The sequence below is a fragment of the Rhizomicrobium sp. genome, from assembly GCF_056722145.1.
On sequence record NZ_JBWZET010000032.1, the window covers coordinates 1 to 13,900 of the forward strand.

Here is a 13,900-nt window from a genome sequence, read left to right on the forward strand (position 1 = left end):
TTCCTCCCCCGCGCCGACCGATCCTTTCACGCCGCACCGCCGGCAAAAAAGCGGGGGAGGTGGCGCTGAAAGCGACGGAGGGGGGACCGATCCGGCGCTAAAATATTCCCCCCCTGATGGGCCACCTCCCCCGCTGTTTCGGCGGCGTGCCACCGTCATGATTTGAGCATCGCGGGGGAGGAAAGAATGATCTCGCTTGAACGTCCGATGCTCTAAATCAGCCTGATCCGGCCGGCGTCGCAGGCGTGGTTGCCGACGGTGTCGCGGAAATAGATCTTCACCCGCACGACATGGTCTTTGAGGTCGGGGATGTCGGGCACGCGCACATGGACGATGCCGGGTTCGATGGTCCGCTCGGTCACCAGCACGCCAGCGACGCCCGGGGTCGTGTCTTCGCGGCCCGGATACATCACCACGCTGACGCCGTCAGATTGGCCGTGTTCGACATCGGGGCAGATGATATCGACGAGAGAGCCGTGCCGGAATTCCTGCACCGCGGTGCCGCCGCCATCTTGCCCGTCATGGACCGCGGCCGGAAACGCCAAGGCGGCGCCGGTCACGACAGCCATGCTCATCAAGACCCGAACGAGCATCAATCCCTCCGCTGGCGGGTCAAGGAGACGAACCGCCAACTGAGCAAGATTGCCGCTGCCATTAAGGCGAAAGCAAGGCCGACCCAGACGCCGAAACCCTGCCAGCCGAGGCCGATTCCGAGCCCGATGCAAACCGGAAATCCGATTCCCCAGTAGGCGGCACCAGCGATCCACATCGGCATGCGGGCGTCCTTCAAACCGCGCAGGCTGAGCGAGGCGACCACCTGGATGCCGTCGAAAATCTGGAACGCCGCCGCGATGGTCAGGAAGCGCGCGGTGAGGGCGAGGACGTCGGCGTTGTCGGCACGGTCGGCGGCAAAATAGAGGGCTGCGATCTGGTGTGGGAACAGCGCCAGGATCACTGCCGTCGCCGACATGAGACCGGCGCCGATGGCGATGGCGGTGAAGCCGGCGCGGCGGGCTCCGCTCAAATCGCCGGCCCCGGTGGCGAGGCCGACGCGCACCGTCGCCGCCAGCGCGATGCCGAGCGGCACCATGAAGGTGATCGACGGCACATTGAGCGCGACCTGGTGCGCGGCGACCGAAACGGTACCGAAGGTGCCCATCAGCAGGGTGGAGGCGTTGAACAGCGCCGCCTCGAACAGCATGGTCATGCCGATCGGCATGCCGAGGCGGAACAGCTCGGCGCATTTTGCCCAATCCGGCGTGAAGAAGCGGCGGAAAATGCGGTATGCCCGCAAATCCTTCGACAGGAAGACGACCGTCACCATGGCAAGGCAGCTGAAGGTATAGGAACTGGCGCTGGCCACGCCCGAACCGAACAGGCCGAGCTTGGGCAAGCCGAAATGGCCGAAGATCAGGGCATAGTCGGCGATGGCATTGAACGCGATCGTTCCCAGCATCACGATCAGCGAGGCCAACGGCCGTTCCAGCGCTGTCACGTAGCTGCGCAGCACCTGGAAGCCGAGCGAAAACAGCAGCCCGATGCCCAAGGGGCGCACGAACTGGCCCGCGGCCGCGGCCAGCGACGGCTGCTGGTGCAGGAAGACCAGGATCGGCTCAGCGAACATCAGGAACGTCATCAGCGGCAGCGACAGCAGGATGGTGATCCAGAAGCCCATGCGCACGACCGCGCGGACGCCGGCCCGGTCGCTTTTGCGGGCACCGAGGATGTGCGCGATCATCGGCGAAATCGCCGCCGTCGGCCCGAGCCCGAACAGCCAGGCGAAATAGAACACCGTGTTGCCGAGCGCGGCGCCGGCCAGTGCCTCTTTCGACAGCCGTCCGAGCATCAGCACGTCGGTGGTGAGGATGGCCATCTGCGCCACCTGGGTCGCCACCAGCGGCAGGGCGAGCTTCATCAACTCGCGGGCTTCGCTCATCCAAGGCGAGGCGGCGGCGCGGTCGTCGACGGTCGGGGCGTATTCAGACATGACACGGACACTTCAAATCGGCAGGCAAAAAGCACAAAAAAACCTCCGGAGCTGGGCTCGGGAGGGTTGGGCACAATCCGCTTGTGGCGGGTCTAGCTGCACACCTCGCGAGCCGCGACGGCGATCACGCCGCGCTTCGGGGCAAACGTTTGGGTCGAGAGGATCATTCGCCGGCTCGCTGCAACGCGCCAAGGACCATCCTTCGCGCTCGAGCCGTGGCACCTACGACGGGTCCTGGGGGCTTGTCAACTCATCCGCGAATCGGGCCGGTGCAAAGCGGCAACAAAGCGTGATTCCCGGCGTCATCAAATCGGCCGGCGGCGCTTTGTTGGCGGACGCGGTTCCTGTAAGATGAATCAACTGGTTGGGATACGCCATGGCGCCGTGGAACATCGCCCATCGCGGGGGAGCACAGCTTCGGCCTGAAAACACGCTGTCCGCGTTCGCGGATGCGGTCTGGCGCGGCTGCGACGGCGCCGAACTTGACGTCCAGCTCACCGCCGACGGTGAAGTCGTGATCTATCACGACTGGCGCCTCAAGCCCGAGCACTGCCGCGACATCCACGGTTTCTGGATCAAGGAGCCGGGCCCGCGCATCAAGGACCTGACCCTGTCGGAAGTGCGCCAGTACGACATCGGGCAGGCGCGGCCGGGCAGCGACTACGCCAACAAGCATCCGCATGTGCATTGGCAGGACGAAGAATGCGTGCCGCTGCTGTCGGAGGTGATTGCGGTCGCCAAGACGGCGCGTTCGCCGTTCCGACTGATCGTCGAATTGAAGACCTCGTTCGCCAATCGCGACGAGTCCGCCGATCCCAACGAGCTGGCCGAGAAAACCATCGCCGTCCTCAAAGAGCAGCACTATCTCGACCGCACCGTGTTCGTCGGGTTCGACTGGGCGGCGCTGATTGCTGCGAAGTCGCTGGCGCCGGACACCGAGTGCTGGTTCACGACGCTGCCGCAAAGTTGGTTCGAGCCCGGCACGCCGCCGGAACAATCCGACCCGCCGAGCGAGCCGGCGCTGCAGATGCTGCGCTATTGGGCGCACGAAGGCGTGTCGCCGTGGGCGGCGGGCTACGACGCGATCAAGCATGAGGGTTCGCTGCTCAAGGCCATCAAGGCGGCGGGCGGCGACGGCTGGGACCCGATGTGGGTCGACATCACGCCGGAAAGCGTCGCCGCGGCGCGCGATCTCGGGCTCAAGCTCGGCACCTGGACGGTGAACGATCCCGCTGAGATGGTGCGCCTCGCCGGGCTCGGCCTTGACGCGATCTATACCGACCGTCCCGATCTTTTGATGGCAACGCTGACGACGTAGCGCCGCGGCGCGGCGTAAGTAGTGCCGCGTATACGTGGTTTCCGCCCGGCTTTGTCCACAATTCGCGACGTTGCGTTAAGACGCGGGTTAGCCAAAAACCCTAGGGTGGTCGGGAAATCGCAACCTGGATCCCGATGAGCTGCGTGTCGGAATGGATTGAAAACGGCGAGGCCCGTTCGCATTACGAGCGCACGGATCATCTGACACATGCGTTAGCTCCGATCGCGCAGCACTTCTGGGACGAGCGAGCGCCCGACGGCATCATCATCGGCCGCGACGTGCCATCGCGTGCGATCGCCCGTCTGCTCAGCAACATCATCATCTATAAGCCGCTCGGCGACCGCGGCGATTTGCGCGTCCAGCTTGCGGGCAGCGCCATCCGCCGCCGCTTCGCCCGCGATATTACCGGCGCCCGCATGTCGGAACTGTTTGGGCCAGACGATTTTCCGGTGCGGTTCAATACGCTGATGGAAGTCATCGACAGCGGCGAGCCGCGCATGGCCTGCATCACCCACACCGCCGGCAACGTCGAGGTGTTCCGCCTCGAATTGTTGATGCTGCCGGTGTGGCTTGCCGGCCATTCGAGCAAGGGCGCGATGTCGTTCTGCTTCTACTTCTGACCGACACGGCGCGCGTGCGCAGCGCCTCTCCGCGCGCCGCCGTTGCGCAAGAACAGTGGCCACATCTCTCCGAACGCAATCATTCCGAACATATGCCCATTTTATGCCGCGATATCTTAAGGGGCAGGTGAGCCTGCGCGCCTAGCCTCTACGGCACGGAGTTCGAGTGTCATGGACAAACTCGGTGGGTTGCTTGCAAGCGGAATGGCGGTCGCGGAAGTCGTTCCGGTCGACGACGTAGTCCATCCCGATGCGGCCGTGGCGATGGCGTTCTGGCGCGACCGCAAGGCCGACGGCATCCACATCGGACGCGATGTGCCATCCCGCGCCGTGGCGCGGCTGTTGAGCCGGGTGGTGGTCTGCCGTCCGACGGACGATGGCGATTTCCGCGTTCATCTTGCCGGCGGCACCATCAACCAGCGTTTTCAGCGCGACATCACCGGCGAGCGCGTCTCCGAGCTGTTCAGCGATCCCACCGATCGCACGGCGTGTCTCGATGGCGTGAACGCGGCGATCGCGACCGGCCAGCCGCATCTGGTGCGCGTCACTCGCCGGGCCGCCCGCGTCGAACTGTTGCGCAATGAAACCGTCGTGTTGCCGGCGACGGCGCCCAACGGCAAAGACCGCTGGGCACTCGTCTTCGCCTTCTATTTCTAGAGCCCTTCGAACAGCGCCGTGGACAGATAGCGTTCGGCGAACGAGGGGATGATCACCACGATGGTCTTGCCGGCCATCTCGGGCCGCGCGCCGACTTCCAACGCCGCCGCCAGCGCCGCGCCCGACGAAATGCCGACCGGGATGCCTTCGTTCTTGGCCAGGAGTCGCGAGGTCTCGAACGCCGTCTCGTTGGAGATGGTCACCACCTCGTCGATCACCGAGCGATCAAGCACTGCCGGCACGAATCCGGCGCCGATGCCCTGAATCTTGTGCGGCCCCGGCTGCCCGCCCGACAGCACCGGCGAGTCTTCGGGTTCCACCGCAATCATCTTCACGGCGGGCTTCTTGGCTTTCAGCACCTGGCCGATGCCGGTGATGGTGCCGCCGGTGCCGACGCCGGAAATCACCGCATCGACCTTGCCGTCGGTGTCGTTCCAGATTTCCTCGGCCGTGGTGCGGCGGTGAATGTCGGGATTGGAAGGGTTTTCGAACTGTTGCGGCATGATCGCGTCGGGATTGGTGGCGACGATCTCCTGCGCCTTGGCGATGGCGCCCTTCATGCCCTTGGCTGCTTCGGTCAGCACCAGTTCGGCGCCGAGGAAGGCGAGCATCTTGCGCCGCTCGATCGACATCGACTCCGGCATCACGAGTTGCAGGCGATAGCCCTTGGCGGCAGCGACGAACGCGAGCGCGATGCCGGTGTTGCCGCTGGTCGGTTCGACCAGGATCGTCTTATCCGGAGTGATGCGGCCCTGGCGTTCGAGCGCCTCGATCATGGCGACGCCAATGCGGTCCTTGACCGACGACAGCGGATTGAAGAATTCGAGCTTGAGCAGAACATCGGCCTTGACGCCGGCCCCTTGCGGCAAGCGACCGAGGCGCACCAGCGGGGTATCGCAGATCGTTTCGGTGATCGAGTTGAAGATCCGGCCGCGACCGGGCTTGCGATCCGTCATGGGTGGTCCTCCTAAATCGTAAAGTCGGCGGTGTGGTCATCGGCGGTGACGCCGGCTGCACGCGCTTTCTGGCACAGCTCTTCAACGGTTATCGCCTCCAAACGTGCCATCAGTTCGTCCTGCAGCGATTGCACGAAAGGCGTCACGATCCGGGCGCCGAGTTCCGAGCGGGGCAGCGCCTCTTCCGGCGTCTCGTCCTCGGCGAGTTCCGCCGCGCGCACGATGTCGCCGACCGAAATGCGCCGCCGCTCTTTGGCAAGGCGGTAGCCACCGCGCGGACCGCGCACGCCCTTCAGGATGCCGGCGCGCACCAGCTGCTGCATCACCTGTTCGAGGTAACGCTGCGGTACGCCCTGGCGAGCAGTGATTTCCTTGGCCTGGACGGGTTCGGGGCGGGCATTGAAGGCGATGTCGATCACCGCCTCGAGCGCCAGAAGGGTTTTTCGCGAGAGTTTGAGCATGGTCTTACCGATGGGTTCCGGTGGAGCCGAAGCCGCCGGTACCGCGCGCGCTGTCGGGAAGCTCCGACACTTCCTCCAGCTCGGCGATTTCGTGGCGGGCGACGATCATCTGGGCGATTTTCATGCCGCGAGTGATGTGAAACGGCTCGTCGCCGTGGTTGATCATCGGGCATTTGATCTCGCCGCGGTAATCGCTGTCGATGGTGCCGGGCGAATTGATCAGGGTGATGCCGTGCTTGAGCGCCAGTCCCGAGCGCGGCCGCACCTGGGCCTCGTAGCCGAGCGGGAGGGCGATGGAGAGACCGGTGGGCACGAGCTTGCGTTCGCCTGGGTGGAGCACGATTTCGGCTTCCACCGCGGCGAGCAGATCAAGCCCCGCCGAGCCTTCGGTGGCATAGGTCGGCAGCGGCAGGTCGCCGGCATGGGCAAGGCGCAGAATGGCAAGTTTCATGACGCCTCCAGCGCCTTGGTGATGCGCGCGACGAGGCGCGATGCGATTTCGGTTTTGTCGAGTTCCGGCCATTCCTCGTGACCGGCGGCGTCGATGATGTGCACCTTGTTGCGGTCCGCTCCGAACACGCCGCCCGCGACCGCGCCGCCGACTTCGTTGGCAACGACCCAGTCGCAATCTTTCTTGGTGCGCTTCAGCGTTGCGTGAGCGACGACGTCGTCGGTCTCGGCGGCAAAGCCGATCACCAGGCGCGGGCGCTGCTCGGCGCGGGAAATGGTGGCGAGAACATCGGGATTGGTCGCCAGCTTGATCGCCGGCGGCGCGCCCGAGGTCTTCTTGATCTTGCCGCTCGCGATTTCTTCCGGCCGCCAGTCGGCAACCGCGGCCGTGAACACCGCAACATCGGCAGGCAGGGCCGCTTCCGCCGCCGCCAGCATTTCGCGCGCGGTTTCCACTTTGATCAGTTTCACCCGCGAGGGTGGGGCGAGCGACACCGGTCCGGAGATCAGCGTCGTATCGGCACCGGCAGCAGCCAGCGCCACGGCGATGGCGTATCCCTGTTTGCCCGAGGAGCGATTGCCGAGGAAGCGCACCGGATCAAGCGGCTCGTGCGTCGGGCCCGCGGTCACCAGCGCCTTAACGCCCTTCAGCGGTTGCGGGCCGGAAATCAGTGCCTCGATGGCCGCGAGGATTTCGAGCGGCTCGGCCATGCGGCCCGGTCCGAATTCGTTGCACGCCATGGCGCCGTCGTTGGGTCCAACGAAAGCGACGCCATCCGCTTTCAGCCGTTCGACATTGCGCTGCGTGGCGGGGTGCATCCACATCCGCACGTTCATGGCGGGCGCCATCAACACCGGCTTGTCGGTGGCGAGCAGCGAGGTGGAAGCGAGATCGCTGGCCAGCCCGTTGGCGGCCTGGGCAATCAAATTGGCGGTGGCGGGCGCGACGACGACGAGGTCGACCACGCGCGTCAGCTGGATATGCCCCATCTCGGTTTCGTCGCCGAGGTCGAACATGTCGGTATGGACTTTGTGACCGGAGAGGGCGGACGCCGTCAGCGGTGTCACGAATTCGGTGCCCGCTTTGGTGATGATCACCCGCGAGTCGATGCCCCGTTCCTTGGCGCGACGGATCAGGTCGAGGCTTTTGTAGGCGGCGATTCCGCCACCGATGATCAACAGGATGCTTTTGGACATGGATGGGTCCCAAAACCCGGATCAGCTACCGGGATATTTCTATATAACGGGATGCCGATGTAGTTTCCAGCATTTTCCGTTCAGACTTGTTAACCGGGTGCTTACCGCGGTGTGGTCCAATCGGCAACGCCTGCGAGAAAGGGGCCAGCATGGCCATTTCCGCGTTTGAACTTTGCCAATTGGCTGGGGAGCTGGCCGCCGAACACGGCGAATTTGCTGCCGATTACGCCCGGCGTGCCTACCGCACCAACGATGCCGAAGGCCATGCCGACCGCGCCCAATTCTGGCTGGCACTGTCGTTTTTGGTGGATGACGTGATGCAGTACGGCCTCGATCCCGACCGCGAGCCCTCGATTCAATAAATCCAACCGGGACTTGCGCGCCGCCGCGCCGTCCGTCCAGACTGTCGCAGCGGTCAACCAAGGCGCAGCCATGCCCCTCGATCCCCTGGTGCAGGCGTTTCTGGACCAGCTTCCACCTCGGCCGAAAGCCTGGGAGGTCACGCCGGAAGAGGCGCGCAGCGGGTTCGCCGCGATGGTCAAAGCCTACGGCGCCAAGGATGTCCCCATCGGCAAAGTGGAAACCATTGCGACGCCGGACGGCTTGGCGCTGCGGCTCTACACGCCGGTGGCCGCAGGCGGCGAGGCGCTGCCGGCGCTGGTCTATTTCCACGGCGGTGCGTTCCGCGTCGGCGACTTCGAGACCTACGAAACCACTTGCCGGTTTCTTGCGGCCGAAGCTGGCTGCCGCGTCATCGCCGTCGATTATCGCCGCGCCCCCGAGCATCCGTTCCCGGCGGCGGTGGAGGATGCCACCACAGCAGTGGCCTGGGTGGAAGCCAATGCCGCCGCGCTCGGCGTCGATCCCAACCGCATTGCGGTCGGCGGGGATTCCGCCGGTGCCAATCTCGCGGCAGTGGTCAGCCAGCACGCCCTCGCGGGCGAGCCGCACATCGCGATGCAATTGCTGTTGTTCCCGGTGACCCACCTCGGGGCCGCGACGGCTTCCATGACGGCGTATGGAGAAGGCTTCAATCTCGATCGCGACGGGCTCGAATACAGCTACGGGATTTATGCGCCCAAGGAGCGATGGAACGATCCGCGCCTGTCGCCGTTGCTGGCGGAGAAATTCGACGGCCTGCCGCCGGCCTTCGTGATGCTGGCCGAATGCGATCCGTTGCACGACGAAGGCTTTGCTTATGCCGACAAGCTGCGCGCCGCGGGTGTTGCGGTCACGCTGGTCGACTGGCCCGGCGCGATCCACGATTTCGTGCTCTATCAGGCGATGCTGCCGCAGGCCCGCGAAGCGCTGGTGCTGGCCGCGCAAGCCGTGAAGAAGGCGTTCGAGGAATCCTAAGCCACCCAGCGCGCGGCATTGCCGGCGCGGCGCCAGATGCGCAGGAAATTGAGCGCGGCCTGGGCCGCGTCGGGCTGGCGCGTCATGATCTCGCTGATCTCGTGCGGGCCCATTGCGGCGGTGATGCAATCGCGGCGCACCAGCCATGTCGTGCCGTCGTCGGGACCGCGGAAACTCGAATGGACGCGGCCGATGCCGAGCCGGCGCAGCACTGCCAGCACGCGCCGGTCGCATTGGCCGTAGGGGATCGCAACCGAGCGCACTGGCGCGCCGATGATCCGCGCCAGCCGTTCCACCGAGTGCGTCACGTCATAGGCGATGTCGGTGTCGCCGGCGCGCAGCCAGTTGAGATGGGCGCAGCCGTGCGAGCCGATTTCCATGCCCGCTGCGTGCAGCGCGCGAATGTCGGCTTCGGTGACATAGCCCGGCATGGCGATGCGATCGGAGGGAATGAAAAACGCGGCGGTAAGCTTGGCCGCTTGCAGCATCGGCAGCGCGATGCGCGCGTCGGTGTCGTTGCCGTCGTCGAAGGTGAGGCGGGCGCCATGCGCGGCCGCTTCGGCCAGCACGAAAGCGAAGCTGCGTTCGCTGATCCAATAGGGCCGTTCGTCGGGCGAAATGCGCTCCGGCGTCGGGCCGATCCCATGCAGCATCAGGCAGGCGCTCATGCCGCTGCTCCCGCCGCACCTGCGCGCAGTTCGGCACCGACATGGGCCACCAGCGATTGCGCCATCCGGCCCTTCCAAGTGAGCGCCACGGCGGCATCGTAGGAATCGGCGAAGCGGCCGCCGAACGACTGCTTGAAGCGAGCGATGTTGATCTGCTCCTGGTCTTCGCTGCCGCGATAGACGCCGCCGAAATCGTAGGTCGCCACGCCCTCGGCCTTGAAGCGCTGCATGTCGAGCCAGTGGTGCAGGCGATGGGCGCGGCCGACCATGTTGTTCCACTTCGATCCGCGCGACGGGTCCATGTCGGAAATTGTCGTGTGCAGCCGCACCCGATCCAGCGTTTTCACGTAAGCGTGCCACGATAAGATGCGGCTTTCGCCATCGCGGCTGACGCTGAGGTCGAACAGATCGCGCGCGACAAGTTCGCGGATTTGCCCGATTCCGAGGGCGCCGGCCTTGGTTTTGCGCCGCCACAGTTTCCAATACGCGGCCAGAAACGCGTCCCAGGTTTCTTCGTTTAGCGGCATTACCGAGGCGACACGGATACCCTCGCGCGCCGCTTGCCGCATCACCTTGCGCGTGTTCGCCACCATGGCGGCAAGGAGGTCGTCTTCACTTTGCGTCAGGTCGATCAGGATGGTCGGGCGATAGTCGTTAGGCGCGCCGGGAAACGGCGCCGGCAGGTCGCGCAGTTTCAGTACGTCGGCATGCGGCAGCGTCGCAGGCACGGCAAAATAGGCGATCTCGGTCCGCACCAGCCGGCGCCAGGTACGCCATGCGAATGAGGTGTGAGGTACGAAAGCCATGTCCAGCGCGTGAGGAATTCCGCACCAATTTACACGCCCGGAGGGTAACGACTGGTTAAGCGCTTAGCAGCGCACATTCAGGGCCCGCGGCAGGATTTCGAACGTGGCCGGCAGGCGGCCGACGCATTGGCCGTCGGTTTCGACCAGCACGGGGCGGCCGCGGGTATCGGCGACCGGGGCGGCGACGACTTTTCGCCCGCGCACCACACGGACATTGGGGTTACCGAGATGCTCGCCGGTGTAGATCAGTTTCATGTCCTTCAGCATTCCCGGACCGGCTGCGATGATGACGACGTCGAACTGGCCGTCGTCCGGTTCGGCATCGGGGGCGACCTGCAAGCCGGCGCCGAAGGCCCGCGCGTTGGCGACCGCGACGGTGGAAATGTTCACGATGTCGTCGAACGCGCCGTCGACGATCAGGCGCACCGCCCGGCCGCGATAGCGCAAGAGGGCCAGCGCGCTGTGGAAGCCGAAGGCGAAGCGCGGGCCGAAGCGGCGCACGATGCGCGAGCGGTTGACCGCATCGACGATCAGTCCCGACAATCCGAGCGAAGCGATATTGGCGAAATAGCGCACGCGCGGGGCGCCGTTGCGCGACAGATAGCGCACGCGACCGACGTCGATCGAGCGGATGTGCGCCTGGCGCAGATGGGCGACCGCATCTTCGTCGCGCTCAAGGTGGCCGAACGCCTTGTTGAAGTCGCCGGGCCCCGGCACCAGCGCCAGCACCGCATCGGGTGAGACGGCGCCGTCGGCATCGAAGAAGCCGTTGACCGCTTCGTTGATGGTGCCGTCGCCGCCGACCGCGACGATTTCCGAATGACCTTCCTTCAGGGCTGCGGCAACCAACGCCGTGGCCTCGCCGCGCCGCCGCGGAAACGCCACCGACATGTAGGGATAAACCGCGGCCAGCGCCGGTTCGAGCACCCGCCAGCTGCGGCCGGTGTTGCCGCCGGGAGAACGCGGATCGACGATCACGAAAGCGCTCATGGCGACAAGGCTCCAATCGACGCGCGCACTTGTCAAGCGATCTCGTTCCGCCGAAGCTTCCAAGCCAGATGCGGGACATTCAATGACGCGCTTTCACGCCAACGGCGTTGTTCTCGACGCCGATGTTTTCGGGCCGGCGGACGGCATTCCGTTGCTCCTGATCCACGGCTTCGCCCAGCAGTCGATTGCCTGGGGCGAAGAGTGGGTCGACGGCTTTACGCGCGCCGGATTCAAGGTGATTACATACGATCACCGTGATACCGGCCTGTCACAAAAGTGGGACGGCGTGCTGCCCGATTTCGCGGCAATCTCGACGGCGGTGCGGGACGGGCGGGTACCGGATGTGCCCTATACGTTGTCGGACATGGCGGCCGACGCCGCCGCGCTGCTTGATGTACTGCAGATAGACAGCGCGCACATCCTCGGCGCTTCGATGGGCGGGATGGTCGCGCAGCTGATGGCGCTCGAACATCCGCACAAGGTGCGTTCGCTGACGCTGATCTTTTCGACACCGAGCGACAAGGATTTGCCGCCGGCAACGCGTGCGGCGCAGATCGCTTTGGTGTCCCGTCCGGCCGGTGAGGATCGTGCATCGGTCGTTGCCCACATCCTCGAAAGCCGCCGCGCTTATGCCTCTACCGGCTTCGCCCAGGATGAAGTGAAATCGGCCGAACACGCCGGGCGCTGCTACGACCGGATGTATTATCCCGAAGGCGCGCTGCGGCACTGGGCGGCGATTCTGGCGTCAGGCCCGCGCGGCGAGCGGCTGAAGGCGCTCGCTTGTCCGGCGCTGGTGCTGCACGGCACTGCCGACACGCTGATTCTGCCCGAGCACGGCCGCCGTCTGGCCTCCGTGATTCCGGGCGCCGTCTATCACGAGGTGATGGGGTGGGGGCACGACATGCCGCCCGAGCTGATCGCCCGCCTGCACGGGTTGATCGTGCCGTTCCTGAAAACGGCGGAGCAGAAATGAAAATGGCCGCGCGAGGCGGCCATTCCCGGGGCTGTGATGCCCAATTCGGCAGTGAAGGCTATTTGATCTTGCCTTCCTTGAATACGACGTGCTTGCGCAGCACCGGGTCGTATTTCCGGACCGTGAACTTCTCGGTCATGGTGCGGGTGTTCTTCTTCGTCACATAGAAAAAGCCGGTGCCGCCCTCGCTATTGAGCCGGATTTTTGCCGTTGTCGGCTTCGCCATAGGGATCTCCTGAAAAACGCCCGAAGGGTGGGCAACCTACTGACAAGGCGCGGGAAGTCAAGGCGACGGATCGACAAAAGCGCGCGCGCCCGCGTCAGAAGCAGTCGTAATACAATGGGCAGCCGAAAGTTACGTGAATCCAACGCAGTAGCGCCATCTCGACGAGCACGGCGGCGGCCACGATGACGGAGGCGAGGGCGACTTTTGACCCGGAAACCGGCCGGTGCGGCGCCTGGAACGACTTGCCGCAGGCCCTGCAGGTGAGAATCCATCCCGCCGGTGGGATGACGACCGCAAGGATCAGCGACACCGCCACGGCCAGCGCGGCGCGCGGGAACGGACGGCGCTGACGGAATTGTGTGCCGGCGCAAGCCGGGCAGGCGGGATCGTCGAGGTCGCCAATTTCGTCCGCCAACAGCGCGCGGAACACGCCATCGCGGCAGGCCTGTTCGACCTCGCGTGCCAGTTCGATCTCGTCGGACGAGACCTGGACTTTGACGCCGCTGAGGGCATTCGACAGATACCAGTTATTGGCGACATGCATCTCGTGCGAGACGAAAGCGTAAATCCCTTCCGCCCACAGCCGTCCGCGCAACAAATGCGCTTCATAGGGATCGCGGAAGGACGAGACGGTGACGAGCATGGTCGCTCACCCGCTTTGACACGGGACAACCTTAACGTGATTTCGCAATGGCGCTGATGCGGCTTAATTGCAGGCGTCGGAGGGCGAGATCACCTGAGCGAAACCGGCGCGGATGGATTTCACCGTCTTGCCGTTGGTTTCGAAGGCGATGCCGCGGCTCTTGTCGGGCGTCAGCACGATGATGGTGCGCCAGGTGGGATCGGCCGGATTGGGCTTCACCTTGGCACCGGGGTAGGCCTTCAGCACATCGGCTTCGGCCGAGCCGAGGCCGATGCCGGTGTCGGTCTGGGCCGAGGTATCGATATGCGTGGTGCCGTAGGTGACATCCAGGCGGATGAACTTCTGCCGCTCCATCGTGAAAAAGAGCCCCATTGGCTCGAACTGCGGCATGGTGAACTGCTGGCACGCGTCGGAGGCGCCGAGGCTGTAAGGCTTGTCGTACTGGACGATGCGTTCCACTTGTTCCGACGCCATGCCGAATTTGAGCGGGCCGTAGCCGTCGAGCGAGATGGTCGGCCCGTCTGCAGCCGCACTAGCCGAGACGAGCAGGGCCGCCGCCAGCAATCCGGTCACCAGGTGTTTCACGCGCTGC

The 13,900-nt window shown here is 65.0% G+C and carries 18 protein-coding genes; 6 read left to right on the top strand and 12 right to left on the bottom strand.

Annotated elements, in window-relative coordinates:
- Positions 1-212 precede the first annotated feature (212 nt).
- Together AC1P6P_RS01680 and AC1P6P_RS01685 are read right to left on the bottom strand one after the other, a co-directional pair.
- Entirely contained in the window at positions 213-593 is a 381-nt protein-coding gene (locus AC1P6P_RS01680; protein ID WP_481400698.1) for a hypothetical protein, read from the bottom strand.
- Positions 593-1,987: an MATE family efflux transporter gene (locus AC1P6P_RS01685; RefSeq protein WP_481400699.1), complete on the bottom strand. Its 1,395-nt coding sequence runs from the start codon at positions 1,985-1,987 to the stop codon at positions 593-595. Before AC1P6P_RS01685 ends, AC1P6P_RS01680 begins: the two co-directional genes overlap by 1 nt.
- A 376-nt stretch (positions 1,988-2,363) precedes the next feature.
- Here AC1P6P_RS01685 and AC1P6P_RS01690 point away from each other — a divergent pair, with 376 nt between their 5' ends.
- The 3 genes from AC1P6P_RS01690 to AC1P6P_RS01700 all read left to right on the top strand — a co-directional run bounded on the left by AC1P6P_RS01690 (position 2,364) and on the right by AC1P6P_RS01700 (position 4,582).
- On the top strand, positions 2,364-3,305 hold the full coding sequence (locus tag AC1P6P_RS01690; protein WP_481400700.1) for a glycerophosphodiester phosphodiesterase family protein: 942 nt from the start codon (positions 2,364-2,366) through the stop codon (positions 3,303-3,305).
- 143 nt (positions 3,306-3,448) lie between these two features.
- Positions 3,449-3,925, top strand: coding sequence for a PAS domain-containing protein (locus AC1P6P_RS01695; RefSeq protein ID WP_481400701.1), 477 nt, complete (start codon positions 3,449-3,451; stop codon positions 3,923-3,925).
- A 171-nt stretch (positions 3,926-4,096) separates the two neighbouring features.
- The gene (locus AC1P6P_RS01700; RefSeq protein WP_481400702.1) at positions 4,097-4,582 is read left to right on the top strand and encodes a PAS domain-containing protein; all 486 of its coding nucleotides are present in this window, start codon (positions 4,097-4,099) and stop codon (positions 4,580-4,582) included.
- Here AC1P6P_RS01700 and cysK read toward each other — a convergent pair.
- From cysK to coaBC, 4 genes are read right to left on the bottom strand one after another with little or no spacing between them, the layout of a single operon-like run.
- Positions 4,579-5,538: a cysteine synthase A gene (cysK, locus tag AC1P6P_RS01705; protein ID WP_481400703.1), complete on the bottom strand. Its 960-nt coding sequence runs from the start codon at positions 5,536-5,538 to the stop codon at positions 4,579-4,581. The two genes, AC1P6P_RS01700 and cysK, sit on opposite strands and share 4 nt — an antisense overlap.
- 11 nt (positions 5,539-5,549) lie before the next feature.
- Positions 5,550-5,999 (bottom strand): RrF2 family transcriptional regulator, encoded by a 450-nt coding sequence (locus AC1P6P_RS01710; RefSeq protein WP_481400704.1) that lies wholly within the window; start codon positions 5,997-5,999, stop codon positions 5,550-5,552.
- A gap of 4 nt (positions 6,000-6,003) precedes the next feature.
- Positions 6,004-6,450: a dUTP diphosphatase gene (dut, locus tag AC1P6P_RS01715; protein WP_481400705.1), complete on the bottom strand. Its 447-nt coding sequence runs from the start codon at positions 6,448-6,450 to the stop codon at positions 6,004-6,006.
- Entirely contained in the window at positions 6,447-7,646 is a 1,200-nt protein-coding gene (gene coaBC, locus AC1P6P_RS01720) for a bifunctional phosphopantothenoylcysteine decarboxylase/phosphopantothenate--cysteine ligase CoaBC (protein ID WP_481400706.1), read from the bottom strand. Before coaBC ends, dut begins: the two co-directional genes overlap by 4 nt.
- Before the next feature lie 149 nt (positions 7,647-7,795).
- Here coaBC and AC1P6P_RS01725 point away from each other — a divergent pair, with 149 nt between their 5' ends.
- Together AC1P6P_RS01725 and AC1P6P_RS01730 are read left to right on the top strand one after the other, a co-directional pair.
- On the top strand, positions 7,796-8,008 hold the full coding sequence (locus tag AC1P6P_RS01725) for a hypothetical protein (protein WP_481400707.1): 213 nt from the start codon (positions 7,796-7,798) through the stop codon (positions 8,006-8,008).
- 70 nt (positions 8,009-8,078) lie between these two features.
- Positions 8,079-9,002 carry an alpha/beta hydrolase gene (locus AC1P6P_RS01730; RefSeq protein WP_481400708.1) on the top strand — a complete coding sequence of 308 codons (924 nt, stop codon included), beginning with the start codon at positions 8,079-8,081 and terminating at the stop codon, positions 9,000-9,002.
- Here the strand turns inward: AC1P6P_RS01730 and AC1P6P_RS01735 are convergent.
- The 3 genes from AC1P6P_RS01735 to AC1P6P_RS01745 all read right to left on the bottom strand — a co-directional run bounded on the left by AC1P6P_RS01735 (position 8,999) and on the right by AC1P6P_RS01745 (position 11,502).
- A complete protein-coding gene (locus AC1P6P_RS01735; protein WP_481400709.1) occupies positions 8,999-9,670 on the bottom strand; it encodes a polysaccharide deacetylase family protein in 672 nt (223 codons plus the stop codon). The genes AC1P6P_RS01730 and AC1P6P_RS01735 overlap by 4 nt on opposite strands.
- Positions 9,667-10,476: a hypothetical protein gene (locus tag AC1P6P_RS01740; RefSeq protein WP_481400710.1), complete on the bottom strand. Its 810-nt coding sequence runs from the start codon at positions 10,474-10,476 to the stop codon at positions 9,667-9,669. Before AC1P6P_RS01740 ends, AC1P6P_RS01735 begins: the two co-directional genes overlap by 4 nt.
- Before the next feature lie 63 nt (positions 10,477-10,539).
- Complete coding sequence (locus tag AC1P6P_RS01745; RefSeq protein WP_481400711.1) at positions 10,540-11,502, bottom strand: diacylglycerol/lipid kinase family protein; 963 nt, start codon at positions 11,500-11,502, stop codon at positions 10,540-10,542.
- A gap of 46 nt (positions 11,503-11,548) precedes the next feature.
- Here AC1P6P_RS01745 and AC1P6P_RS01750 point away from each other — a divergent pair, with 46 nt between their 5' ends.
- Entirely contained in the window at positions 11,549-12,439 is an 891-nt protein-coding gene (locus tag AC1P6P_RS01750; RefSeq protein WP_481400712.1) for an alpha/beta fold hydrolase, read from the top strand.
- Between the two features lie 58 nt (positions 12,440-12,497).
- Here AC1P6P_RS01750 and rpmG read toward each other — a convergent pair whose 3' ends face one another.
- The 3 genes from rpmG to AC1P6P_RS01765 form a co-directional block, all read right to left on the bottom strand.
- A complete protein-coding gene (gene rpmG, locus AC1P6P_RS01755) occupies positions 12,498-12,665 on the bottom strand; it encodes a 50S ribosomal protein L33 (RefSeq protein WP_481400713.1) in 168 nt (55 codons plus the stop codon).
- Positions 12,666-12,759: 94 nt separating this feature from the next.
- Positions 12,760-13,308: a hypothetical protein gene (locus tag AC1P6P_RS01760; protein ID WP_481400714.1), complete on the bottom strand. Its 549-nt coding sequence runs from the start codon at positions 13,306-13,308 to the stop codon at positions 12,760-12,762.
- A gap of 63 nt (positions 13,309-13,371) precedes the next feature.
- The gene (locus AC1P6P_RS01765; RefSeq protein ID WP_481400715.1) at positions 13,372-13,893 is read right to left on the bottom strand and encodes a hypothetical protein; all 522 of its coding nucleotides are present in this window, start codon (positions 13,891-13,893) and stop codon (positions 13,372-13,374) included.
- Positions 13,894-13,900 lie beyond the last annotated feature (7 nt).